The organism is Pseudomonas putida S13.1.2, from assembly GCF_000498395.2.
Classification (GTDB): Bacteria; Pseudomonadota; Gammaproteobacteria; order Pseudomonadales; family Pseudomonadaceae; genus Aquipseudomonas; species Aquipseudomonas putida_Q.
Map to the genome: position 1 here is coordinate 4,722,817 of NZ_CP010979.1, position 23,623 is coordinate 4,746,439.

Consider the following 23,623-nt stretch of genomic DNA (forward strand, 5'->3'; position numbering starts at 1 on the left):
CCGACTGCGGGTACGGAGCGCGCCTGGGGTTGACCTGGGCGTCGCTGCAATCGGCGGTTTCCTACTGGCAATAAGTGCGCCATCTGCTGAATGCATTCGTCAGAAAATTCCGCGGGCCTTTTAGCACGCGGTTTGGAGGGCTTTCGGCCATACCTTGACCGAAAGGGCGCCAAATCATCGGATTACTGAAATACCCACTTACAAACGCACCAAAGGTGCTCCTCGGTAACACCTGTGCACCACGGCAATGCCAAAAAGTGCAACCTTCAGGTACAACCTTTTAGCCTGCCGATGCATTCACAGGTAAACCTGCCCCCAACGAACGCGTTCGACCTAAAGGTCGGGTTTACCCCCCGAATGGGCCAAAACCGCTTCCATGAGCGGGCTAAAGCTGGCACCATCGCGCCTTTTTTCATCAAGGCTCTGGTGCTGGGCGACACCTTCGCGGACATCTGCGCGACGTTACGCTGTAGCGATGCGACAAACTGCCCCACCAGTGCCCACAGTCCCTGGCAACCCTGTTGGCCGCCATAATGCCGCTATGCTAGCTTGGCGCTCGCCAGGAAGGCCGCCAATAGCTGGGAACGCACCCGAACACATGAGGACCGCACATGGCTCAGGCCACGCCCGCGCTGGAAATCCGCAATCTGCACAAACGCTACGGCGAGCAGGAAATTCTCAAGGGCATTTCGCTGACCGCACGCGACGGTGACGTGATCTCCATCCTGGGGTCGTCCGGCTCCGGCAAGTCCACCCTGCTGCGTTGCATCAACCTGCTCGAGAACCCGCACCAGGGCGAAATCCTGGTGGCCGGCGAAGCCCTCAAGCTCAAGGCTGCCAAAAACGGCGACCTGGTCGCTGCCGACAACCGCCAGATCAACCGCCTGCGCAGCGAAATCGGCTTTGTCTTCCAGAACTTCAACCTGTGGCCGCACATGTCGATCCTCGACAACATCATCGAGGCGCCACGCCGCGTGCTCGGCCAAAGCAAGGCCGAGGCCATCGAAGCCGCCGAAGCGCTGCTGAACAAGGTGGGCATCTACGACAAACGCCACAGCTACCCCGCCCAGCTTTCCGGTGGCCAGCAACAGCGTGCCGCCATTGCCCGTACCCTGGCCATGAAGCCTAAAGTGATCCTGTTCGACGAGCCCACTTCGGCCCTCGACCCGGAAATGGTCCAGGAAGTGCTAAACGTTATCCGCGCATTGGCCGAAGAAGGCCGTACCATGCTGTTGGTAACGCACGAGATGAGCTTTGCCCGCCATGTGTCCAGTGAAGTCGTCTTCCTGCACCAAGGCCTGGTCGAAGAGCAGGGATCGCCGCAGCAGGTCTTCGAAAACCCGACCTCGGCGCGTTGCAAGCAATTCATGTCAAGCCACCGCTAACGGAGCAATACATGCACACATACAAGAAGTTTCTCCTGGCAGCTGCTGCCACGCTGGTGATGTCGGCAAACGCCATGGCCGCAGAAAAACTGCGCATGGGCATCGAAGCCGCCTACCCACCGTTCAACAACAAGGATGCCAGCGGTAACGTGGTTGGTTTCGACAAAGACATCGGCGACGCCCTGTGCGCCAAGATGAAAGTCGAATGCTCGGTCGTCACCTCCGACTGGGACGGCATCATCCCTGCCCTGAACGCCAAGAAGTTCGACTTCCTGGTGTCGTCGCTGTCGATCACCGACGAGCGCAAGCAGGCGGTGGAATTCACCGAGCCGTACTACTCCAACAAGCTGCAGTTCATTGCCCCGAAAAACGTCGACTTCAAGACTGACGCAGCGTCGCTGAAGGGCAAGGCAATCGGCACCCAGCGTGCAACCTTGGCCGGCACCTACCTTGAAGACAACTTCAAGGGCGTCGACGTCAAGCTGTACGACACCCAGGAAAACGCCTACCTGGACCTGGTGTCCGGCCGCATCGACGGCATCCTGGCCGACAAGTATGTGCAATACGAGTGGCTGAAGAGCAAAGACGGCTCCAACTTCGAGTTCAAGGGCGAGCCGGTGATGGACAGCGACAAGATCGGCATTGCCGTGCGCAAAGGTGACACCAAGCTGCGCGACGAGCTGAACAAAGCCCTGGCCGAAATCAAGGCCGACGGCACGTACAAGAAAATCAACGACAAGTACTTCCCGTTCAGCATCGAATGACCCGCCCTGACCGGCGCGCCCACGTGGCGCGCCAGTCCCTAAAATGACCTGCCCATGAATATCGACCTGCACGGATTCGGTCCGGCCATGATGGCCGGCACCCTGATGACCGTAAAACTGGCGCTTTGCGCCTTGCTGCTGGGGCTGGTGCTGGGCCTGCTCGGCGCCCTGGCCAAAACCTCCCCGCTCAAGCCGCTGCAATGGCTTGGCGGCTTCTACTCCACCCTGGTTCGCGGCGTGCCCGAACTGCTGTGGGTGCTGCTTATCTATTTCGGCACCGTCGGGCTGATGAACAGCCTCGGCGAAGCCCTGAACATGCCGGGCCTGGAGCTTAGCGCCTTCGCGGCGGGTGTAATCGCCCTGGGCCTGTGCTTTGGCGCCTACGCCACCGAAGTGTTCCGTGGTGCCATCCTGGCGATCCCCAAGGGCCACCGTGAAGCTGGCCTGGCGCTGGGCCTGTCCAAGGGCCGCATCCTCTCGCGGATCATCCTGCCGCAGATGTGGCGTATCGCCCTGCCCGGCCTTGGCAACCTGTTCATGATCCTGATGAAGGACACCGCGCTGGTGTCGGTGATCGGCCTGGAAGAAATCATGCGTCACTCGCAAATCGGCGTGACCGTGACCAAGGAGCCGTTCACCTTCTACATGGTCGCGGCCTGCATCTACCTGGGCCTGACCGTCATTGCCATGACCGGCATGTACTTCATGGAAAAACGCGCCGCTCGCGGCTTTGCGAGGGCTGAATAATGAATTGGGAAGTCATCTTCAAATGGCTGCCACGCCTGGCCGAGGGTGCGGTCCTGACCCTGGAGCTGGTAGCCATTGCGGTGGTTGCCGGTTTGATCCTGGCCATCCCGCTGGGCATCGCCCGCTCCTCGCGCCGCTGGTACGTGCGCGCCGTGCCGTTCAGCTACATCTTCTTCTTCCGCGGCACGCCGCTGCTGGTGCAGCTGTTTCTGGTCTACTACGGCCTGGCGCAGTTCGATGCGGTGCGTTCCAGCTCGCTGTGGCCGTACCTGCGCGATCCGTTCTGGTGCACGGTGCTGACCATGACCCTGCACACCGCCGCGTACATTGCCGAGATCCTGCGCGGCGCACTGCAGTCGATCCCCAAAGGTGAGATCGAAGCGGCGCGAGCGCTGGGCATGTCGCGGGGCAAGGCGCTGTTCTACATCATGCTGCCCCGTGCTGCGCGTATCGGCCTGCCGGCGTACAGCAACGAAGTGATCCTGATGCTAAAGGCCAGTGCCCTGGCCAGTACCGTGACCCTGCTGGAACTGACCGGCATGGCCCGTACCATCATTGCCCGTACCTACCTGCCGGTGGAAATCTTCTTTGCCGCGGGCGTGTTCTACCTGGTGATCTCGTTCCTGCTGGTGCAGGGCTTCAAGCTGCTGGAGCGCTGGCTGCGTGTAGATGCCTGCCAGGGTCGTTGAGACCTTACTGGCCATTTCGCGGGTAAACCCGCTCCCACAGGTACATCACAGGCCTTGAAACCTGTGCTAATCCTGTGGGAGCGGGTTCACCCGCGAAGAGGCCCTCAAACCCAACACACATTTACCCATGCCCAGCCACCTCCACAGCCACCACCTAAGCACCCGCTTCAAGGCCCTCGACCAGTTCCTGATCGAGCACCAACAGCTGTGGAAACCGCGCCCCTTCACCACCCTGCAACTGGCCTGGGAAACCACCCACCCCGAACTCGCCACCCACCTGCGCCAATGCTCCCTGGCAGACGCCGAAGCCGACAGCCCCACTGACCGCTTGCCCGCGCCCTTCCCGCAACTGGCCGAACAAGCCCAACAGCTCGCCGCCCTCGGCAGCCTCCCGCAAACCGACCTGCCACCCGCCGCCCACCGCCTGGACGTCGCCGTCCCCGGCCGCAAATGGCAACAGATCGAAGCCTTCGCCAGCCACCTGACCTTCCGCGAGCCGCCCCGCCACTGGCTGGACTGGTGCTCCGGCAAAGGCCACCTCGGCCGTCGCCTGCTGCAACCCGGCCAGCAGCTGACCTGCCTGGAATACGACACCGAACTGGTCGCCGCCGGCCAGGCCCTTAGCGCACACCACCACTTGCCCGCCCAGCATGTGCATCAGGATGTGATGGCCAGCGACAGCGCCCGTCACCTGGCTGGCGACAAAAGCGTGGTGGCCCTGCACGCCTGTGGCGACCTGCATGTACGCCTGATGCAGCTGGCCAGCCAACAAGGTTGCCGGCAATTGGCCGTGGCCCCCTGCTGCTACAACCGCATCGCGGCGCCGCAGTACCAGGCGTTATCCACAGCCGCGCAGGCGTCCGCCCTGCAGCTGTCGCTGGACGACCTGGGCCTGCCCCTGAGCGAAACCGTTACCGCCGGCGCCCGCGTGCGGCGCCAGCGCGACACCTCGATGGCCCGGCGCTTGGGCTTCGACCAGCTGCAACGCCAGCAGCGCCAAAGCAGCGAATACCTGCCAACGCCATCGCTGCCGGTAGCCTGGCTGGAAAAGCCCTTCGAGCAGTACTGCCGCGACCTGGCCGACCTCAAACAACTGCCCCTGAACGGCAACCCGGACTGGGCCACCCTGGAAGCAGCCGGCTGGCAGCGCCTGGCCGAGGTGCGCAACCTGGAGCGCGTACGCAACCTGTTCCGCCGCCCGCTGGAGTTGTGGCTGGTACTCGATCGCGCCCTGTTCCTCGAAGAACAAGGCTACGCCGTTCGCCTGGGCCTGTTCTGCGACTATCCACTGACCCCACGCAACCTGCTTATCCTCGCGGAACGCGACCGTTAGCCGCAGCACAACCTGTGGATAAGTCTGTGAACAAGCTTTTGATTACCTGTTGGATCCAAGCGCTATTTCAAGCGTTTGGCTTATTCCGGGTTGCAGCTCAAGGCCAGTAAAAACAGGCATTTGCGCAAAGACCAGCGGCGCAGCGATCCGGCATGCCTTTCGCGCAAGTCCCAAATGCCACTTGTGCATAAACATTTCTTGTGGTTAACACAACCACTGTTCGCGCGGTCTTTGTAGGAGCGGCCTTGTGTCGCGAAAGGGCCGCAAAGCGGCCCCCGTTTTAGGTGCAATCTCAGAAATCGCCGGGGCTGCTTTGCAGCCCATTCGCGACACAAGGCCGCTCCTACAGTGACCGCGTCAACGCTTAATGCGCCTTGCCTTTGGCAATCTCGATATCGTTCATCAACGCCTTGGCCATGTCGCACAGGTAATCGGCTGCACCCAGGAATTTATGATCGTCTTCCATATCCCCCTCGCGTACCAGGTGCTTGATATAGCCCATCAGGATCGAGACATGCTCATAGGCAGCATCGACCGGGACGCCGGGCTCTACGCGTAGCAGATTGAGGGATGGGTTACCGGCTGCGAGGAAGGTTTCCACGCCTGCGGTGGTGATTGGCTCATCTTGTTTCATGGCAAATCCTCATTCACGAAAGGAGGCTGCCAGAAATCTTTCTCACGGATTTGGGGCGGCAGCCGTACGCGGGGTGAGAAACCGAGTGAATAAGGAAGCCCGGCCAGACCGAGGTCTGCCCACGTACGGCCACCATGACAGGTAGCGCTTATTCAAAGTCGGGCTCTCACACCCGGTCGCCTGAACGACCCGAAAACGGTATCTGTGAGCCACTTCCCCGACAACAGCGATACTTCGGCGGCGCGCGTAGGATACTTCCGAAGCATCCAAACCCAGAAGCTTTTGGCCCCATGGTTCAGAATTTCCTTACGCAAATTGCCGCACTCACACGATCCCTGTGGGAGCGGGTTCACCCGCGAAGAGGCCCTATCCGGCAACACAAGGCTAATGCCCCACCGCCGTAACGGTGTATCATCCGCCCCCAAATCATCAAAAAGTGACGTCGCGCGCTGCCCGCCAGCCCTGCGGCCTTCTGGCGTTGCGCCAGAACCGACAACGGACCAACGGACCCGACCATCGTGACCCGAGCCAAACCCCTTGCCCTGTTGACCCTCGCCCTCGCCCTGACCGGCTGCGCCAGCGGCACCTCGCCCCACCCCAACAGCAACCTGGGCTGGAACCACCCCGGCATGCAACTGGGCGGCGACAACGGCCTGCCCCTGCGCACCGAAAGCCCCTGCCGCAAGCGCGGTTGCGACAACCACAAGCTGTTCTTCAACCCGGGCAAAAGCGAGCCAAACGTCAACACCATCCACCGCGGCTGGTAGGAAAATTCTCCTTTTAGGCCGGTGACTTAGGTCTTTTTCGAACATTCGCAAGGAAGTGGTTTACAGGCGCCAAACGATCGTTATAATGACGCCCCATTGCCGGTATAGCTCAGATGGTAGAGCAACTGACTTGTAATCAGTAGGTCCCGGGTTCGATTCCTGGTGCCGGCACCATACGCAGTATCAAAAAAGGCTCACCGCTAGGTGGGCCTTTTTTGTTTTCGGCTAGCAGGTATGACTCAAATGGCGGATTCCCCCAGCCTTGCGCAAGACGCTGTGCATTCAGCTTGCTCACGCTACGGGGCAACCGCCGTGGCGACTCGGCCGTAGAGCGGCCTCAACAATCCCATAGCGCCACCCCGTGGCTCTTCCAGGCTGCATTGTCGCGCAGAATAAAAGGTTCAAAAACACGCCGCGTCTCCTGTAGGAGCCGCCTTGTGTCGCGATGGGCCGCAAAGCGGCCCCGGCAATCTCAGGCCAGAATATAGAAAGCTCAAGCCCCACGACTGGGCTCAAAAAGCCCTGTCAGGCGGCTTTCCGCTCCAAACTCTCCCAACCCAGGCAAGCCAGCGCCAATGTGCGTGGTACCGCTTCACGACCACTGCTGTAGCGGCTAATGCTGCGGGCGCTGACTCCCAGCGCTTCGGCAGCCTGGTCGAGCGTCATCCGGTGCCGCAAACGCCAGCGAATGAAAACTCGGGTGTTTTCATCAGGTGCGTTTTGGGCAAGCGCATCCAGTAGCAGGGTATCCGCACCAATCTGAATATCCAGCGCTGGCCACTCCACCGACCATCCTCCGTCGCCCAATACGACGCCTTCAAACGCTTTGCGCTTGGACAGTGGCGCCAAGCCAGGATACGTCTTGAGCGCATCGCTCATATCCAGGGTGAAATGCTGCCCATTGGTAAAGGTAAGCTCAAGGCTGGCGTCCGATCGAGGCTGTACACTCTTCAGACGGGGACGTTTCATCGATGCCATTTCATCCACTCCTTCAACAAATCGGCCTGATTGGCCGCCACCCAGGCCAAGGCTTCGTGCACCACTTTCGCAGGTGCCCTGCCTTGGCTAACAGTCACAGATTCCAGACTGATCACCACGTCCACCCCACCGCCGGTGGGTGAACGTGGGGTGGTAGATGATCCCTTTCCCTTAGCTCGATGCGGTAATTGTCGCGAAATCGATATTTATAGACATGGCATGAACGTATCGCCAATTTGGCGATACTACAACGGTGAAAACCGGTGTTAAACATTCCGCTCAGTGTACTGGCAGAACGTCTACACCCATACAGCCGCCATGCCTATCGCTGCTCCGTCATCTTCCGCTTGTGGTTCAGAATCTCTGAAACCGCGCTCTGGGTCGCTATCGCCGACAGGTCCGTTACCGGTCAAGCCAGAAGCAGGTCCCTGGATTACGTCGTGATCCTTGTCATTCACAATTCAGTCCAGATAGGATGAGATAAATTCTCAAACGCAATCCTATACCAACAAGAGGGCTGAAGTTGTCTACCCCGCCCGTGCCATCTGCAACGCAGGCTGATGTTCAGTCCCTCTACATCGACCACCACGCCTGGCTGGTGGACTGGCTGCGCAAACGCCTGCGCCAAGGGGATAACGCTGCCGACCTGGCTCAGGATACGTTCGTCAATGTGCTGGGCAAACTTGACCGGATACAGGATGTGCGCCAGCCGCGTGCCTGGCTGAGTACCATTGCCCGCGCCCTGGTGATCGATCGTGCGCGCCGCGATCGTGTCGAAAGGGCCTATCTGGATGCAGTGGCCAACCTGCCAGAGCCGTTGATGCCATCCCCGGAAGCCCAGATGATCCTGCTTGAAACCCTGGCCAAGGTGGATGCCTTGCTCGACGGCTTGCCGCCCAAGGTGCGCACGGCCTTTCTGCTGTCGCGCCTGGACGGGTTGGGCTACAAGGAAATCGCCGCGCAACTGGGGGTCAGCCTGAGGTCGGTGGAAAGCTACATGGCGAAAGCTATCCGCCATTGCTACTTCGCTACCTCATGAGCGGCGCAACGCGCCCCGAGCTACCCGATGACGTGCTCGACCAGGCGATCATGTGGATGGTGCGCCTACAGTCGGGTTACGCGGACGAGCATGCCCTGCAGGGTTGCCTGCATTGGCGCAAGCTTCATCCTCTGCATGAAACCGCTTGGCAGGCATTGCAGAACAACGAATCTACCTTCCACAACCTCGCCAGCCTGCCAGGCGTACCCGGCGGTGTCGCGCGTGACGCCCTTGAGCGCATGCAGCATCACCAGCTGGGTCGGCGGCGCCTGCTTCAGGTGCTGGGCACCGGCCTGGTCGTTGGCGCAACGGGGTGGCAGGGCCAGGAGCAGGTTCGGCGCTGGGGTGCCGACTACAGCACCCGCGTGGGCGAGCAACGAACAGTGATGCTTGCCGACGGTACACGGCTGCAGCTCAATACCAATAGCGCCGTCGATGTCTCATTTACCAGTAGCCAGCGCCTGATCAAGCTGTTGCAGGGTGAAATCTTCATCGATACCGGCGCTGACGAAGGTTCGCCCGCCGGCCGGCGCAGCTTCTGGGTGCACACCGCCCAGGCACAATTGCAGGCACTGGGTACGGCGTTTGCGGTGCGCCAGGAAGGTACGCGCACACGGCTGATGGTCGAACAGAGCAAGGTGCTTATCCATCAGCAGACACGGCAGCAACTGGTGGCCGCAGGCGAGGAGTATTCGATCAGCGCCGAAGGTAGCCGCAAGCTCCAGCACAGCGAAATGGATGCCAGCGCCTGGACAAGGGGCCAGCTGGTGGCACGCAGCCTGCCGTTGCAGACACTGATCGCGGAACTGGCACGCTATCAGCACGGCTGGCTTGGCTGCGCGCCACCGGTGGCGGGCTTGAAGGTATCCGGCGTTTTCCAGCTGGATGATATCGAGCAGGCACTGAATGCCCTCAGCGATTCAATGCCCGTCAGGGTTGAGCGTTTCACGCGGTTCTGGCGTCGCGTTGTTCCTCGCTCAGCATAAATTGCAAAAAGACGAGTTTGAGACTGCGGGTTTTTTCGAGCACTTCGGCCAATAGGGAAAACACCCTGCCAAACGAATGGAGCTCGATTCACATGTCATCTGCGTTCTCACCTCGCCATATACCCAGGACCCGCCTTGCCGTAGCGCTGCGTGGCGTGTTGCTTGCCAGCGCAGCAAGCATTGCGCTGCCGATTTACGCGGTACATGCCGAACAGAGCGAAGTGCGCCATTACAATCTGCCTGCAGGCACGTTGGAGCAATCGCTCAGTGCGTTTGCACAGGTTGCCGCCATCAACTTGCCCTTTGACCCTGCGTTGGTCCGTGGCAAGCATGCGACCGCATTGAACGGCGACTACACCGTTCAGCAGGGCCTGGATGCACTTCTGCAGGGCAACGGCCTTGTTGCCACCCAAGCGGCCAATGGCAACTGGATCCTCGACCCAGTAGCCACCACCGGCGGCGCGGCGCTGGAGCTGGGAAGCACGCTGGTCAGTGGCCAGGGCATGGGCGAGATGACCGAGAATACCGGCTCGTACACCACCGGTGCGGTGAGCGTGGGCTCCAAGAGCCCGACCAGCCTGCGCGAAACGCCACAGTCGGTGTCGGTGCTGTCCAGCCAGCTGATTGAAGACCGCAGTATCACCAGCCTGCAGGACGCGCTGAAAATGGCACCCGGGGTCACGGTGCAAAAAACTACCAGCGACACCTACGAGTTCTACTCACGCGGTTTCAACATCGACAGCATCCAGATTGATGGCGCAGCGCCCATGGCACTGTCCTCAGTGGCTACCAGCTTCTACTCCCGCCGGTTGTACAACCTGGCTGAATTCGACCACATCGAGGTATTACGGGGATCCGGTGCGCTGTTCGGCGGTGTGGGCGACCCCGGTGGCGTCATCAACCTGGTGCGCAAGCGCCCGCTGTCGGACTTCCAGTTGAAGTTCGAAGCCGCCGCCGGCTCCTGGGACAACTACCGCTCGCAAGTCGACGTGACCGGCCCGCTCACCGACAGCGGCAATGTTCGCGGCCGCCTGGTGACGGCATACACCGACCGCCAATACTTCACGGATAAACTGGCCACGCAAAAACCCACGGTATACGGGGTGTTCGAGGTCGACCTGGGCCCACAGACCATCTTCACCCTGGGTGGCATGTATGAAAGCACCCACTCCAACTCGTCGTTGGGGCTGCCACGCTATACGACGGGTAAAGACATCGGGCTGGCGCGCCACACCAACCTGGGGCAGAACTGGTCCTACATGGACAATATCTCCCAGGAGATCTTCACCAAGCTCGACCACTACTTCGATAACGACTGGAAGCTGAACGTCTCGTATACCAATACCCGCGACGCCGGCAAGGCGCTGGCGGCAGTATCGGGCAACGCCGTCAACCCGGTGACCTTGGCAGGCCCTGTGTGGCGCGCCAGCTATAACGTCTATTCCACCAGCCAGGACCTGCTAGACAGCAACCTTTCTGGCAGCTTCGATGCCTTTGGCCGCGAGCACCAGTTCGTACTGGGTGCCGATTATCAGAAGGTCACCAGCCGCTGGCAGGGTTCTGGGGTGTTCACCGGCACCGGTGTCCCCATCGACGTGTTCGACCCTGGTTACTGGAAGCCCACCACGATTTCATTGCAGACCCCACGGGACTACAGCCCCAATACGCAGGAGCAGTACGGCCTGTACGGGCGCCTGACGTTGCAGGTGGCGGACCCGCTCAAGGTCATCCTGGGTGGCCGCGCGGCCCGTTACCACTTCGAGCAGGTGTATACCAATGCGGGTGTGGTGCAGAGCGACATCGACATGCGCGAACCGACGCGTTTCGTGCCTTACTTTGGCGCCATCTACGACCTTGACGAGCAGTGGTCGCTGTATGGCAGCTATTCGAAGATCTACAAGCCGCAGCAAAGCTACCTTCGCGGGCCGGTGGGCAGTAATGACGTGCTGGAGCCGCTGGAGGGCAAGACCTCCGAGGTGGGTATCAAGGGCGAACTGTTCGATGGCCGCTTGAACACCAGCCTTGCCGTGTTTTATACCAAGCGCAAGAACGGCGCGGTGCAGGATACCAACTTCCCGGCGGCCTCCGTGCTGTATGGCGGCAGTTGCTGCTATGTGAACCAGGGCGAGGTCGTCAGCAAAGGGATCGAGCTGGAAGCGACGGGCGAAATCCGCAAGGATTGGAACCTGATGGCCAGCTACGTGTACAACTACAACAAGAACGAGACTGACCGCACGGCCTTGAGCACCATCACGCCCAAGCATCAGTTCAAGGTGTGGACGACTTATCAACTGCCCGCAGCGCTTTCGGACTGGACCGTAGGCGGCGGCGTCGATCTGCAAAGCGCCACCTATGTCAGCGGTACCACGGTGCGCGTGGATGGCAATGGCAATGTGGTGGAGTCGAACATTCCGTTCGATTACAAGCAAAGTGGCTACGCGGTGTGGAACGCCCTGTTGAGGTACCGCGTGGATGACCACTGGACCGTATCGCTCAATGCCAACAACCTGTTCGACAAGACTTACTACCAAACAGTCTCCAGCGCGGCGAACGGCAACTTCTATGGGGACCCGCGTAATTACATGCTGACCCTGAGGGGGACGTTCTAGTCGTCACGGTCGGCGGGTATGCACTGCATCTGGTAGGCCGTCGCAAGAGGCGAGTCAAATAAGAAAAGCGGGCCGCTTTGCGGCCCATCGCCGGCAAGCCAGCTCCCACAGTGTTCGCGCCAGCCTTTAGGTTTTGTGCAAGACAGTTGCTGCCAATCTTCGCTGTCAAACCACCCCATGCATGAAGAACTCGACCGGTACGCTGAAAAACTCAGCAAAGCCCTTTATCTGGGCAACCGCCAATGGATTGATGTCGGTCAACCGAGGGGCTGGGCCAGGGGTTTACGTTCAGGCCAAGTAGCCCTGAGGGAGGATGAGCATGGCCAAGAGATTCCCTACAAACCCTCGCCACCCCGAGCGTATCTGCTGGGGTTGCGACCTGTACTGCCCTGCCAAGGCGCTAGCCTGTGGCAATGGCGCAGACCGGACCATGCATCCGGTGGAGCTGTTTGGCGAAGATTGGGATAGCTTCGAGGGCCATTTGGAGAAGTCGGTTGATGCAGGGCACGCGGCAGAGCCCAGCTGAGAGAGGGCCGCTTGCGAGCGGGCTTACCCCCGAAACACCGTGGTGGATGGCACGGGCTTCGCCCGTGTTCGCGGGCGAGCCCGCTCCCACAGTGATCGCGCTCGCTTTCAGATGTTTTGCAATTCAGTTGCCTCGACAGATACTGCATAAACCTGAAGTCTGCGCGGTACCTGTGGGAGCGGGCGTGCCCGCGAAGAGTCCAACGCGGTGCATGGCACCGGCTTCGCCGGTGTTCGCGGCTAAAGCCGCTCCCACAGTGATCGCGCTAGCGCTTAGGTGTTATGCAAGACAGTTGCTCCCACAGGGACCGCGCGCAGACCTGTGGGAACGGTTGGTCAGAACGCGGTACTTACCGTCAACGACAGGTTACGCGGGTCGCCGTAGATGGCCCCGGCATAGAACCCGTATTGGGTGTAGTAGTGCTTGTCGAACAGGTTGTTGGCGTTGAGGCTGACGCTGGTTTCATCGGTCAGCTGGTACTTGGCCATGGCATTCCAGATGGCATAACCGGACCAGTTCACGTCGGTGGCACCGTTGCTGACGCCATTGGTGGGCTGGCCGGCCGGGCTGGAAATGGCGCGGATGTTGGTTTGCGCAGTCACGCCGGCACCCAGGGTCAGGCGGTCGAGCGGGCCGCTGAGGCGGTAGGTGGTCGAGGCCTTGAACAGGTGCGACGGGTCGCTGCGGCCATCGCTGTCGACGCGACGGAAGTGCAGGTAGGTGTAGCCGGCATACACGTTCCAGTTGGGCGTCAGCGCGCCTGCCACTTCCAGGTCGATACCGTCGGTTTCCACGCCAGAGCCCGCCTTGTAGGCGCTGGCCCCGGTCGGTGTGGTCAGGTCGCCGTCGAGCACGGCTTTGTTTTCCTGCTTGGTGCGGAAGTACGCCGCCGAGGCGTTCAGGCGGCCATCAAACCACTCACCCTTGATACCGGTCTCGTAGCTTTGGCCACGAATCGGCTCGACCTTGCTACCGCTGCTGGTTTCAGATGTTTGCGGGGTGAAGATGTCGGTGTAGCTGGCGTATACCGAGTAGTTGGCATTGAGGTCGTACACCGCGCCCAGGTAGGGGGTGACGATGCCGTTCTCTTCCTGGCTGCTGCGCTCGCCGGCCACGCTGCGGGTAACCGAGGAATAGTTGCTGGTGCGCACGCCAACGATCACCGACAGCGGGTCGCTGATGCTCAGGCGGGTGGCGGCGTACATGCCCTGCAAGCGGGTGGTGGTCTTGCTGTGAAGGCCTGTGCGTGAGGCGATGATGTCGTAGTCGTCATCCACGCCATGGTGCCAGTCCGTGACCGGGAAGCCGTTATTGGCGCGGAACTGGCAACCCAGTGCAGGCGCGCTGGCCATGCCATCGCCGACCATGGTGCAGGTGTACTGGGGCGACCAGCCTACGGTGCGGCTGTCGTTGTAGCCGACCATGGCCTGGTGCGTGCGGCCAAACAGCTGGAACGGGCCGGACAGGTCGATCTGCGCCGACTGCTGGGTGGTGTCGCTGGAGCTGTGCAACCCGTTCAGCACCGCGCCGCTGCCGTCCTGGTCCCAATAGCCGCCGTAGCTGCCGCGCCCAGCCGAGTTCACCTTGGCAAGGCCCCGGTGGTTCAAGGCTTCGGTAGTCGCCTGGGCGGCTTTCAGGTCCAGGGTCCAGTCGTTGTCGAAGCGGTGCTCCAGCGAGCCGAACGCCGTACGGGTGGTGTACTCGCCAAAGCTCCAGCTGGGCACCACGTTGGTGCTGCGCGGCAAGTCGGTCTTGCTACCGTCGCGGTACCAGATGGGGATGTTCGCGCCCCAGCCGCCGCCGACAACCTTGTTGTACTCATACTGGTAACCGGCACCCAGGGTGGTGGCGTCGTCCAGGTCGAACTCGAAATTGGCCAGCGCGGCGCGGGAGCGTTCGGACTGGTTGTCGCGGAACGAGTTGGCGTCCTGCTGGGTCATCACGAAGCGCGAACGCAGGCGGCCATCCGCGGACAGGGGCAGATTCAGGTCAGCACCCAGGCGACGCTTGTCCCAGCTGCCGTAAGTGGCGTAGGCGCTGCCGCCGAACGTCTTGGTCGGTGCCTTGCGGATCAGGTTGACGGTGGCGGAGGGGTCGCCGGTGCCGCCCAACAGGCCGTTGGCGCCGCGCACGATGTCGATGCGTTCGTACAGGTCCATGCTCAATGCATTGCCGCTGCCACTGAAATCAGACCCGCCCTGGGTCTGCAGGCCGTCGACCTTCCAGTTGCTGATCGAGTAGCCACGGGCACGGTAGTCGGTACGCCCACCCACCTCGGACTTGTTGGCCGTTACGCCTGGCGTGGTTTCCAGCGCCTGCTCGATGGTGTGGATGTCGCGGTCATCCATCTGCTGGCGGGTAATGGTGGTGACCGATTGCGGCGTCTGGCGTGGCGTCAGCGCCAGGCCGGTGGAGCTACGGGTGCTTTCGACCGTGTAGCCTAGCTGGCCAGCATCGTCGGCCGGCAGCAGAGCGCTGTCTTCGATCTGTGTGGCGTCCAGCTCCAGGGGTTTGCCGTCGGCAGCGACGGCCCCGCCACTGATGGCGACGGCAACGAAGAACGCCAGCGGTGTAAGGCGATTGCCACTTTGGCTGATGGGGGTGAACACTTTCGGGATGCGCTTGGGATTCATTTGGGAAGGCTTCGTATTTGCAGATGATTTTTTGTTAGGATTCTAGGGATCGGCCCTCCGGGCTCCAGACCCGACATGTACGGGGATGTAATTGAACGTAACGAGCGCCACCGGCCCTCACCGAACAGGTGTTTTTCCGCATGAGCACGAACTTGCTGGTCGTCGACGATGACGACGAGATCCGCGAACTTCTTTGTGATTACCTGACCGATGCCGGCTACAACGTGCTTGCCGCAGCCGACGGTGAACAGATGCGCGAACAGCTGGCCCGGCACAAGGTGGACCTGGTGGTGCTCGACCTGATGCTGCCGGGTGAAGATGGCCTTAGCCTGTGCCGCCAGTTGCAAGCGACGCCTGGGCTGGCGGTGATCATGCTGTCTGCCAAGGGCAGCACGCTGGACCGCATCATCGGCCTGGAGGTGGGTGCCGACGACTACCTGGCCAAGCCTTTCGAGCCACGCGAGTTGATCGCCCGGATCAAGGCCGTGCTGCGTCGCCCGCAACGCCTGGATACCCCCGCCGAAGAGCGCGCCGTGGTGGATGCGCAGCTGTTCGCCGGCTTTCGCCTTGAACACGTCAAGCGGCTGCTCACCCGCCCCGATGGCGAAACCCTGACCCTGCCGCGCTCCGACTACCGCGTGCTGCGCGAACTGCTGGAAGCCAACAACCGGGTGGTTTCCCGCGACCAGCTGACCCGCAGCGCGTTTGGCCGCGACCACCTGCCCGACGACCGTTCGGTGGACATGTGCGTCAGCCGCCTGCGCCAGCAACTGCGCCGTGCGCCGCCGGGCGCCGCGCAAATCCTCACCATCCGCAACGAAGGCTACCTGCTGAGTATCGCCAGCCTCGCGGCCGATGCCTGACATGCGCTGGCTTCGCCGGCTGTGGCCGCGCACCCTGTTTGGTCAGCTGCTGCTGATCATGGTCAGCGGCACGCTGGTGATCCAGTTGATGTCGAGCAGCATCTGGTTCGATGTGCGTTTCGCCCAGGTACTCGAGGCGCCCATTCGCCTGATCGCCGCGCGCAGTGCCCCGCTGATCGCCCAGGCCAGTTGCCACGCCGGCACGCTGAAGGTGCCCGCCCACTATCAGTTGCGCTGCGCCGAAACGCTACCCACGCCTGAACATGACGAGCGCCGGGGGCGCAGGCGCGTCGAGCTGTTGCTGCAGCAGGCCCTCAGGTACGAACTGGGGCATGACCAGGACCTGCGCCTGATGAAGGTGCGACTGACCGATGAGCTGGGCCAGCCGATTGTCTGGCGCAGCCTGTTCGGCCTGCGCACGGCCCAGGCGCATGTGCAGTTCGCGGTGCCGTTGGCCGACGGCCACTGGCTGACCATCGAGGGCCAGGAACTGCAGGGCTGGAGTGGCGAATCGGCCTGGGTGCTGATCAGCGACTACCTGTTGCGGGTGTATGCACTGCGGATTGTCGCGGTACTGCTGGTGTGCCTGATTGCCGTGCGCCTGTGCCTGCGCCCGTTGCGACGGCTGGCCGACGCAGCGCGCGGCCTGGGCGGCAACCTCGAACAGCCTCCCCTGGCGCTGGATGGCCCGGAAGAAGTGCGCCAGGCGGCCCAGGCGTTCAACGCCATGCAGCAGCGGCTGATTGCCATGGTGAATGACAAGGCCTACTTCCTGGCCGCCGTGTCCCACGACCTGCGCACCCCGCTGACCCGCATGCGCCTGCGCCTGGAGCGCCTGCCGGACGACGAACACCGCCAGCGCCTGCGGCAGAACATTACGCAGATGGACGACATGATTGGCCAGGTACTCGATTACCTGCGCGCAGGCGAGCAGCTGAATTTGCAGCAGGTGGACCTGGACCGGCTGGTGGCACGCCAGTGCGCCGAGTTGGCCAGCGCCGAAGAACCGTTGCCGGTGCATGGCCAGGCGGGCAGCTTGCGGGTAGATGCCTTGCTGTTGCAGCGCTGCCTGCAAAATCTGTTGGTCAATGCGTTGCGCTACGCCAAGGATGTTTCGGTCACGCTGGAGCGGGCGGTAAGTGGAGTGTTCATCCATATCGACGACCGCGGGCCCGGGGTCGCGCCGGAGCTGCTGGCAACCATCACCGACCCGTTCGTGCGCGGGGAAGGCTCGCGTAACCAGGCCTCTGGCGGGTATGGGCTGGGGTTGAGCATTGCCCAGCGGATTGCCACCAGCCATGGGGGTGAGCTGATGCTGTCGAACCGCGATGGCGGTGGGTTGCGGGTCAGCATACTGCTGCCCATCTAAAGACCAGCGCGGTCCCCTGTAGGAGCGGCCTTGTGTCGCGATAGGGCTGCGCAGCAGCCCCAGATTTCGGTGTCACAGCATAAATCGCCGGGGCTGCTTCGCAGCCCTATCGCGACACAAGGCCGCTCCTACAAGGGACCGCGCCGGGTTTACCGGGGCCGCGAACGCAGGAATACGCAATCAGGTAACAGTCTTTTACCGATTACCCAGGTTTTCCCCTCCCCGCCTTTGCCTATCCTATGCCCGGTCATCCTGCCTGCGATGGACCCATGAATCACTCTCTGCCCAGCCGCTACGCCTGCCTCGCCATCTGCCTGTTGTTCACCTTCGCCAGCCTGCCGCTGCTGCCCCAGCACGCCTGGCTCTGGCCAATCACACTGATCACTGCCCTGCTCAGCCTGGTCGGGCTCAACGACCTGCGCCAGAGCCACCACGCCGTGCGCCGCAACTACCCGATCCTGGGCAATATCCGCTACCTGATCGAAACCATCCGCCCAGAAATCCGCCAGTACCTGATCGAGGGCGACGACGACAAGCTGCCGTTCTCCCGCTCGCAGCGCTCGCTGGTGTATGCACGCGCCAAGAACGAAAGCGCCGAGAAAGCCTTTGGTACCCTGAATGATGCCTACAAACCCGGTTTCGAATTCATCAGCCATTCGATGCTGCCGGTGGCCACGCCAGACCCGGCCTCGTTTCGCATCGCCATTGGCGGGCCGCAGTGCCGCCTGCCCTACTCGGCCTCGATCTTCAATATTTCGGCCATGAGTTTCGGCGCCCTCAGCGCCAACGCCATCGCCGCCCTCAACCGCGGCGCGCGCATGGGCCGGTTTGCCCACGACACCGGCGAAGGCAGCATCAGCCCCTATCACCGTGAACACGGCGGTGACCTGATCTGGGAAATCGGCAGCGGCTACTTCGGCTGCCGCACCGCGGACGGTCGTTTCGACCCACAGCGCTTCGCCGAACAGGCCCGCTCGCCGCAGGTGAAGATGATCGAGATCAAGCTCAGCCAAGGTGCCAAGCCGGGCCACGGCGGTATTCTGCCGGGGCACAAGGTCAGCCCCGAAATTGCTGAGACCCGTGGCGTGCGCGTAGGTGAGGACTGCATCTCGCCGGCCGCGCATAGCGCCTTCCGCACACCGGTCGAGTTGCTGCAGTTCGTGGCCAGCCTGCGCAAGCTGTCGGGCGGCAAGCCCGTGGGCTTCAAGTTCTGCCTGGGCCACCCGTGGGAGTTCATGGGCATTGCCAAAGCCATGCTGGCCACCGGCATCACCCCGGACTTCATCGTCGTTGATGGCAAGGAAGGCGGTACCGGCGCGGCCCCCCGCGAATTCAGCGACAACATGGGTGTGCCGATGCGTGAGGGCCTGATGTTCGTGCACAACACCTTGGTCGGCCTGAACCTGCGCTCCAGCATTCGCATTGGCGCTGCGGGCAAGATTGTCAGTGCCTTCGACATCGCCAGCGTACTGGCCATCGGCGCTGACTGGGTCAACTCGGCACGCGGCTTCATGTTTGCCATTGGCTGCATCCAGTCGCAAAGCTGCCACACCAACAAATGCCCGACCGGCGTGGCCACGCAAGACCCACTGCGCCAGCGCGCCCTGGTGGTGCCAGACAAAGCCGAACGGGTGGCCAGCTTCCACCGCAACACGCTGCACGCACTGGCCGAAATGCTGGCTGCTGCGGGCCTGGAGCACCCTTCGGAGCTTAAGCCCAAGCACCTGGCACGGCGCATCAGCCCCAGCGAGATCGGGCTGTTTTCGGACCTGCACACGTTCCTCAAGCCAGGCGAACTGCTGAGTGGCTCGATTGAAAGCGAGTTTTATGCGCGGATGTGGCGGATGGCACGTAGCGACAGTTTTGCACCGGAAACGGGGGAACTGATGCCGGTTGCAGCAAAAGCCGTGCGCCGAAAAGAAACAGCCCCGGCATAAGCCAGGGCTGTTCGATGCTTCAGATCAGGATCAGAAGATGCTGATTGGGTACTCGACGAATACGCGCACTTCGTTGCCGTCGTCGTTGTAACCGTTCTGCTGTACAGCGTTGTTGGTACGCACGAACGAGCTACGCAGCTTGATGGACAGGTCCTTGGCCGGGCCGTCCTGCACCACGTAACGGATCTGGTTGAAGATCTCGCGCTCTTTACCTTCGCCGAAGCCCTGTGGGTTGGCGACGTTGCGGGTGTTGATGTTGTCACCCACCACGTAGGCCAGCTTGTAGGTCAGGCCCGGAATGCCGTAGGCACCGAAGTCCAGGCCGTAGCCCAGCTGCCAGGAGCGCTCGTCTTCGGCGTTGAAGTCGGACCAGTACGAGTTGGCCAGGTAGATGGTCGAACCACCGTCACCCACGCCACCGGCGTTCTGGTAGAAGCCATAGTTGTAACCGGTGCTGCCGGTGCTGCGCTGATGCGCGAGGGTGAACGAGTGCGCACCGTACGCGTAAGTGGCTGCCAGGCTCCAGATGGTGTTGGAGTCGCCATTCAGGCCAGCGGCTTTCACGTACTTGTTGTTGATGTCCGACTTGTAGCCGTTGAAGTCCAGGGTCAGGGACTGGTCGCTGGCGATCGGGAAGACGTAGTTCAAGCCCAGGTAGTGCTTCTTCATCACGTCTTCGTTGTCGGCGGTGTACAGCGAAGCGGTGAAGTTGTCGGTGAACTTGTAGCTACCACCCAAGACGTTGATCGACTTCAGGCCACCACCGTCACGGCGCTCGGCGCTCTTGCGCGCTTCTTGGGTGAAGCGACCGGCGTTCAGCTCCAGGCCTTCGATCTCTTTCGAGGTGACCAGGGTACCGGTGAAGCTTTCTGGCAGCAGACGCGCATCGTCGTATTGCAGCACTGGCAGTGCTGGCATCTGGTCACCGTACTTCAGCACGGTGTTGGAGATGCGGAATTTTACTGCTGCACCACCACGGGCCAGGTTGTGCGGCGAGCTGGCGTTGCCTTCGGCATTGGTGGTTTCGTGCGGCTTGAAGAAGTCGACGCCGCCGCCACCGTTGTGGCCTTTGCCGCCATCAAGGCGCACGGCGTACAGGCCGAATGCGTCGACGCCGACGCCAACGGTGCCCTGGGTGAAGCCGGAGGAGAAGTTGGCGATGACCGCCTGGCCCCATTCGATCTGATCGTCGGTGCCGTGCTTCTTGTCACGGTTGATGTAGGCGTTGCGCAGAAGGACGTTGGCGTGGCTGTCCTCGATGAAGCCCTTGCTGTCGGCCTGATCATTGGCCTGTGCCTGGGTCGCGGCGATCATCGCCAGGGCGACCAGGCTGATCCTGGTTTTCAACATGTTGTTTTCCTTATTTCTTAATCAAAAACGCTCTGCACTATGACGCCAGGAACCAACGCCCCTTCGTAGGTTCGACGCTATGCGGATCCCGCCGGGTGGGCCAGCCGGTAAGTACACGGCAGCCCTCGGCAGCAGCAAGGCCAAGATAATGGCCAGCAGGCGTTGGCCGAATCCTAGCCGTGTGCGATTACAAATGTCAAAAAGTCGTGAAATGCAGGTTGATATAACCAAAATTATCGGCAGAGCTGGTGCATTTCCATGCAGGTTTGCGCTATCAGCGGGCAATTTATCTTGTGTGGGAAATTGCCTTTTGATCGGTCAGACAATTTCCCGAGAGCAGGCAAACCGTGGCCGCAGAGGCTGTTACAAAGAGATACATATGTAAAGACAAGCCTTTACAAATACCCAAGCAAGAGTAAATAGCAAGCATTACCATTCGCGCCTTCTTTTTCACTTGTCCGGTCCGGATGTGCCCATGCTTGTACCCTGCCGCCTTTCCCCCTTGACGCTTGGCCTGTCGCTGTTGTTCAGCGCCAGCCTGGCCAGTGCCGCCACCACCACGCTGCCAGAGTCGTCGGTTACCGCCGACAGCGAACGCGAAAAGGACAACCCGCGCGTCAAGGAGGTGAGCACCGCCACCCGCACCTCGACGCCGGTACGCTATGTGCCGCAGGCCATCGACACGGTGAAAACCGCCAATGTGCTGGACTACGGCAGTAACACCCTGGGCAAGGCGCTGGAGGGTATCCCCAACGTCAGCAGCGGCGCCGACACCCGCTTTGACAGCGTGCGCATCCGCGGCTTCGAGGCCAGCAACGACTTCTACCTGGACGGCATTCGCGACGACAGCCAGTACATCCGCGACCTGCACAACATCGAGCGGGTCGAGGTGCTGAAGGGGCCGGCGGCGGTGCTGTATGGCCGTGGCAGCCAGGGCGGCATCGTCAACCGGGTCAGCAAGGCTCCGGAGCAGGGCCGCCGTTCGAGCATCGAAGCACAGGCCGGTAGCGAAGACCTGCGCAGCCTGTATGCAGACCTCAGCGCCGACCCAAGCGACACTGTCAGCCTGCGCCTGAACATGGGGAACCAGGACAACAACAGCTTCCGCGATGGTATCGACGGCAGCCGCCAGCTGTTCGCCCCGTCGGTCAGCTGGCAAATCACCCCCGACCTGAACTGGCTGGTGCAGTACGAATACAGCCGCTACAACCGTACGCCCGACCGGGGCATCCCCGGGGTGAATGGCCGCCCGGCCGACGTCAGCCGCGGCACCACCTATGGCGACCAGCGCGACTACATCGATGATCGCGCCCAGTCCCTGCGCTCACGCCTGAACTACCAGCTGAACGAAATCTGGCAGCTGCGCCACACCCTGGGCCTGTTCAAGCTCGACAGCGAGTTCGACAACACCTACGTCACGGGCTACAACGCCAGCACCAATGTCCTGACCCGCCAGCGCTGGCAGCAGGACCTGAACACCCGCAACCTGTTCAACAACCTGGAGGCCGAGGGCGACTTCGACACCCTGGGCCTGGAGCACAAGCTGCTGCTGGGCCTGGAGTTCGGCAACCAGAAGCGTGACCCTGTGCTGTATAGCGCTGGTAGCCAGCCGCTCCCGGGCTTGGGCAAACCCGGTAGCAACCAGCAGCACAGTGGCACACTGGCGCTGTCGAGTAACAACCACACTGTGGTCGATAGCCGCGGCCTTTACCTGCAAGACCAGATCCGCCTGAACGATCAATGGCAAATCCTGGCTGGCGTGCGCTTCGACCAGTTCGACGTGGAAACCACCAACAAGGATGGCGTGCGCGAACCGCAGGACAGTAACAGCACCAGCCCGCGCCTGGGCGTGGTCTACACGCCATGGCGTGATCATTCGTTCTACGCCTCGTGGAGCAAGACCTTCTCGCCGGTGGGCGGCGGCTTGATCGGCATCACCCCGGATGCGCCGGGCAACGGCAACGACGCCAAGCCGGAAGAGACTCGGCAGAAAGAAATCGGGGTGAAAAGCGACTGGCTCGACCAGCGCCTGACCACCACCCTGGCCGTCTACGAGCTGGAGCTGTACAACCGCCGCACCCGTGATCCGGAAAACCCGAATAACATCTTGCTCAGCGGCCTGCAGCGTTCGCGTGGCATCGAGTTGACGGCCACTGGCAACATCGTCGGCAACTGGTATGTACGCGGCGGCATCGGCCTGCAGGATGCGATCATCGTCAAGGATAACAACGGCCAGGAAGGCAACCGCATCAACGACGTGGCCAAGCGCAACGCCAGTCTGTTCGTTACCTGGAAACCAGAGCTGGGCTGGTACGCCGAAACCGGCGTTACGCTGGTGGGTGAGCGTTACGCGGACAACCAGAACACCACGGTGTTGCCAGGGTACGGCCGTTGGGATGCGCTGGCGGGATACCGCACCCATGACTGGGATGTGCGGGCGGCGTTGAGCAATATTGCCGACAAGACCTACTACAGCTCGGCGACCAGTGCGGCGCAGATTCAGGTCGGGGACCCGCGTAGCCTGGTGGTCACGGGTAGCTACAGCTTCTGATCTTTATTGCTGTACCGGCCTCTTCGCGGGCGCGCCCGCTCCCACAGGTGTTTCACAGGTTTCGAGCCATGTGGTGACTCTGTGGGAGCGGGCATGCCCGCGAAGAGGCCGGTACAAGTAATACCGATCCGATCAGTGCCACACCGCCATCAGCGCCTGCATTTCTGCTTCGCTGATCAGCCCTTGAGGGTACCGCCCGGCAAGCAGACGTCGTGGGTCGGTCGTCCTGACCCTGATGCTTCCATGGTGTTTCAACCACTTCGCCACAACCTTGAGCGACTGGTGATTCACTGCCGATGGGCGCAAAGCCGACTCACTTGCTGCGTTCATGTCTACACGTACTCCCTGGCCCGTGAGCGGCTAATCTACGTAGGTAATGTTACAGATCCGAGAGCGCGGCCAAGCCGAGCTATCTACTTGAAAACAATACAAAACGTATGCCAGCCTGGGCGCCGGGTGTCGC

Annotated in this window: 19 protein-coding genes, 1 tRNA gene and 2 pseudogenes; 15 read left to right on the forward strand and 7 right to left on the reverse strand. The window is 61.6% G+C overall.

The window, feature by feature from the left end:
* The first annotated feature begins 611 nt into the window (after positions 1-611).
* The 5 genes from N805_RS20915 to N805_RS20935 all read left to right on the forward strand — a co-directional run bounded on the left by N805_RS20915 (position 612) and on the right by N805_RS20935 (position 4,918).
* Complete coding sequence (locus N805_RS20915) at positions 612-1,385, forward strand: ABC transporter ATP-binding protein (RefSeq protein ID WP_003257472.1); 774 nt, start codon at positions 612-614, stop codon at positions 1,383-1,385.
* 11 nt (positions 1,386-1,396) lie between these two features.
* Positions 1,397-2,149 carry an ABC transporter substrate-binding protein gene (locus N805_RS20920; RefSeq protein WP_019471294.1) on the forward strand — a complete coding sequence of 251 codons (753 nt, stop codon included), beginning with the start codon at positions 1,397-1,399 and terminating at the stop codon, positions 2,147-2,149.
* 54 nt (positions 2,150-2,203) lie between these two features.
* Positions 2,204-2,896 (forward strand): ABC transporter permease, encoded by a 693-nt coding sequence (locus tag N805_RS20925; protein ID WP_016497593.1) that lies wholly within the window; start codon positions 2,204-2,206, stop codon positions 2,894-2,896.
* Positions 2,896-3,585 carry an ABC transporter permease gene (locus tag N805_RS20930; RefSeq protein WP_016484493.1) on the forward strand — a complete coding sequence of 230 codons (690 nt, stop codon included), beginning with the start codon at positions 2,896-2,898 and terminating at the stop codon, positions 3,583-3,585. The genes N805_RS20925 and N805_RS20930 overlap by 1 nt, the downstream gene beginning before the upstream one ends.
* Before the next feature lie 127 nt (positions 3,586-3,712).
* Positions 3,713-4,918: a methyltransferase gene (locus N805_RS20935; protein WP_019471293.1), complete on the forward strand. Its 1,206-nt coding sequence runs from the start codon at positions 3,713-3,715 to the stop codon at positions 4,916-4,918.
* A gap of 364 nt (positions 4,919-5,282) precedes the next feature.
* Here the strand turns inward: N805_RS20935 and N805_RS20940 are convergent, their stop codons facing one another.
* Complete coding sequence (locus N805_RS20940; protein WP_019471292.1) at positions 5,283-5,552, reverse strand: DUF3077 domain-containing protein; 270 nt, start codon at positions 5,550-5,552, stop codon at positions 5,283-5,285.
* A gap of 518 nt (positions 5,553-6,070) precedes the next feature.
* Here N805_RS20940 and N805_RS20945 point away from each other — a divergent pair.
* Together N805_RS20945 and N805_RS20950 are read left to right on the forward strand one after the other, a co-directional pair.
* Positions 6,071-6,319, forward strand: a complete 249-nt coding sequence (locus tag N805_RS20945; protein WP_019471291.1) for a hypothetical protein — start codon at positions 6,071-6,073, stop codon at positions 6,317-6,319.
* Between the two features lie 98 nt (positions 6,320-6,417).
* Positions 6,418-6,493: transfer RNA gene (locus N805_RS20950), tRNA-Thr, on the forward strand.
* Positions 6,494-6,844: 351 nt separating this feature from the next.
* Here N805_RS20950 and N805_RS20955 read toward each other — a convergent pair.
* Complete coding sequence (locus tag N805_RS20955; protein ID WP_019471290.1) at positions 6,845-7,297, reverse strand: DUF2442 domain-containing protein; 453 nt, start codon at positions 7,295-7,297, stop codon at positions 6,845-6,847.
* Positions 7,285-7,571, reverse strand: a pseudogene (locus N805_RS30160) (DUF4160 domain-containing protein). The gene N805_RS20955 and the pseudogene N805_RS30160 overlap by 13 nt, the downstream one beginning before the upstream one ends.
* 249 nt (positions 7,572-7,820) lie before the next feature.
* Between N805_RS30160 and N805_RS20960 the strand changes: the two are divergent.
* The 3 genes from N805_RS20960 to N805_RS20970 all read left to right on the forward strand — a co-directional run bounded on the left by N805_RS20960 (position 7,821) and on the right by N805_RS20970 (position 11,931).
* Positions 7,821-8,336 (forward strand): sigma-70 family RNA polymerase sigma factor, encoded by a 516-nt coding sequence (locus tag N805_RS20960; RefSeq protein ID WP_132842872.1) that lies wholly within the window; start codon positions 7,821-7,823, stop codon positions 8,334-8,336.
* Positions 8,333-9,322: a FecR domain-containing protein gene (locus tag N805_RS20965; RefSeq protein WP_019471288.1), complete on the forward strand. Its 990-nt coding sequence runs from the start codon at positions 8,333-8,335 to the stop codon at positions 9,320-9,322. Before N805_RS20960 ends, N805_RS20965 begins: the two co-directional genes overlap by 4 nt.
* 92 nt (positions 9,323-9,414) lie before the next feature.
* Positions 9,415-11,931, forward strand: a complete 2,517-nt coding sequence (locus N805_RS20970) for a TonB-dependent siderophore receptor (RefSeq protein ID WP_033692163.1) — start codon at positions 9,415-9,417, stop codon at positions 11,929-11,931.
* A 165-nt stretch (positions 11,932-12,096) separates the two neighbouring features.
* Here the strand turns inward: N805_RS20970 and N805_RS31180 are convergent.
* Positions 12,097-12,171 (reverse strand): annotated as a pseudogene (locus tag N805_RS31180) (transcriptional regulator); the annotation flags it as partial.
* 79 nt (positions 12,172-12,250) lie between these two features.
* Between N805_RS31180 and N805_RS30165 the strand changes: the two are divergent.
* A complete protein-coding gene (locus N805_RS30165) occupies positions 12,251-12,457 on the forward strand; it encodes a DUF3079 domain-containing protein (protein WP_019471286.1) in 207 nt (68 codons plus the stop codon).
* Between the two features lie 335 nt (positions 12,458-12,792).
* On the opposite strand, the gene N805_RS20975 is transcribed toward N805_RS30165, so the two are convergent.
* A complete protein-coding gene (locus N805_RS20975) occupies positions 12,793-15,090 on the reverse strand; it encodes a TonB-dependent siderophore receptor (protein WP_019471285.1) in 2,298 nt (765 codons plus the stop codon).
* Between the two features lie 140 nt (positions 15,091-15,230).
* Between N805_RS20975 and N805_RS20980 the strand changes: the two genes are divergently transcribed.
* The 3 genes from N805_RS20980 (at position 15,231) to N805_RS20990 (ending at position 19,259) form a co-directional block, all read left to right on the forward strand.
* On the forward strand, positions 15,231-15,953 hold the full coding sequence (locus N805_RS20980) for a response regulator (protein ID WP_019471284.1): 723 nt from the start codon (positions 15,231-15,233) through the stop codon (positions 15,951-15,953).
* Position 15,954: 1 nt separating this feature from the next.
* A complete protein-coding gene (locus tag N805_RS20985; RefSeq protein WP_026034439.1) occupies positions 15,955-17,322 on the forward strand; it encodes an ATP-binding protein in 1,368 nt (455 codons plus the stop codon).
* A gap of 269 nt (positions 17,323-17,591) precedes the next feature.
* Positions 17,592-19,259: an FMN-binding glutamate synthase family protein gene (locus tag N805_RS20990; protein WP_028614142.1), complete on the forward strand. Its 1,668-nt coding sequence runs from the start codon at positions 17,592-17,594 to the stop codon at positions 19,257-19,259.
* Positions 19,260-19,289: 30 nt separating this feature from the next.
* Here N805_RS20990 and N805_RS20995 read toward each other — a convergent pair whose 3' ends face one another.
* Positions 19,290-20,609, reverse strand: coding sequence for an OprD family porin (locus tag N805_RS20995; RefSeq protein ID WP_028614141.1), 1,320 nt, complete (start codon positions 20,607-20,609; stop codon positions 19,290-19,292).
* Positions 20,610-21,084: 475 nt separating this feature from the next.
* On the opposite strand from N805_RS20995, the gene N805_RS21000 reads away from it, so the two are divergent.
* Positions 21,085-23,160 carry a TonB-dependent receptor gene (locus N805_RS21000; protein ID WP_019471460.1) on the forward strand — a complete coding sequence of 692 codons (2,076 nt, stop codon included), beginning with the start codon at positions 21,085-21,087 and terminating at the stop codon, positions 23,158-23,160.
* A gap of 132 nt (positions 23,161-23,292) precedes the next feature.
* Here the strand turns inward: N805_RS21000 and N805_RS30175 are convergent, their stop codons facing one another.
* Positions 23,293-23,490, reverse strand: a complete 198-nt coding sequence (locus N805_RS30175; RefSeq protein WP_026034717.1) for a hypothetical protein — start codon at positions 23,488-23,490, stop codon at positions 23,293-23,295.
* Between the last annotated feature and the right edge of the window lie 133 nt (positions 23,491-23,623).

Excerpts from the sequence above, each read along its gene's own strand:
- N805_RS20940 (WP_019471292.1), bottom strand. The coding sequence starts at position 5,552 with ATGAAACAAGATGAGCCAATCACCACCGCAGGCGTGGAAACCTTCCTC.
- N805_RS20995 (WP_028614141.1), bottom strand. The coding sequence starts at position 20,609 with ATGTTGAAAACCAGGATCAGCCTGGTCGCCCTGGCGATGATCGCCGCG.
- N805_RS20980 (WP_019471284.1), top strand. The coding sequence starts at position 15,231 with ATGAGCACGAACTTGCTGGTCGTCGACGATGACGACGAGATCCGCGAA.
- N805_RS20935 (WP_019471293.1), top strand. The coding sequence starts at position 3,713 with ATGCCCAGCCACCTCCACAGCCACCACCTAAGCACCCGCTTCAAGGCC.
- N805_RS30175 (WP_026034717.1), bottom strand. The coding sequence starts at position 23,490 with ATGAACGCAGCAAGTGAGTCGGCTTTGCGCCCATCGGCAGTGAATCAC.
- N805_RS20990 (WP_028614142.1), top strand. The coding sequence starts at position 17,592 with ATGAATCACTCTCTGCCCAGCCGCTACGCCTGCCTCGCCATCTGCCTG.
- N805_RS20925 (WP_016497593.1), top strand. The coding sequence starts at position 2,204 with ATGAATATCGACCTGCACGGATTCGGTCCGGCCATGATGGCCGGCACC.
- N805_RS30165 (WP_019471286.1), top strand. The coding sequence starts at position 12,251 with ATGGCCAAGAGATTCCCTACAAACCCTCGCCACCCCGAGCGTATCTGC.
- N805_RS20955 (WP_019471290.1), bottom strand. The coding sequence starts at position 7,297 with ATGGCATCGATGAAACGTCCCCGTCTGAAGAGTGTACAGCCTCGATCG.
- N805_RS20975 (WP_019471285.1), bottom strand. The coding sequence starts at position 15,090 with ATGAATCCCAAGCGCATCCCGAAAGTGTTCACCCCCATCAGCCAAAGT.
- N805_RS20985 (WP_026034439.1), top strand. The coding sequence starts at position 15,955 with ATGCGCTGGCTTCGCCGGCTGTGGCCGCGCACCCTGTTTGGTCAGCTG.
- N805_RS20930 (WP_016484493.1), top strand. The coding sequence starts at position 2,896 with ATGAATTGGGAAGTCATCTTCAAATGGCTGCCACGCCTGGCCGAGGGT.
- N805_RS20915 (WP_003257472.1), top strand. The coding sequence starts at position 612 with ATGGCTCAGGCCACGCCCGCGCTGGAAATCCGCAATCTGCACAAACGC.
- N805_RS20970 (WP_033692163.1), top strand. The coding sequence starts at position 9,415 with ATGTCATCTGCGTTCTCACCTCGCCATATACCCAGGACCCGCCTTGCC.
- N805_RS20965 (WP_019471288.1), top strand. The coding sequence starts at position 8,333 with ATGAGCGGCGCAACGCGCCCCGAGCTACCCGATGACGTGCTCGACCAG.
- N805_RS21000 (WP_019471460.1), top strand. The coding sequence starts at position 21,085 with ATGCTTGTACCCTGCCGCCTTTCCCCCTTGACGCTTGGCCTGTCGCTG.
- N805_RS20920 (WP_019471294.1), top strand. The coding sequence starts at position 1,397 with ATGCACACATACAAGAAGTTTCTCCTGGCAGCTGCTGCCACGCTGGTG.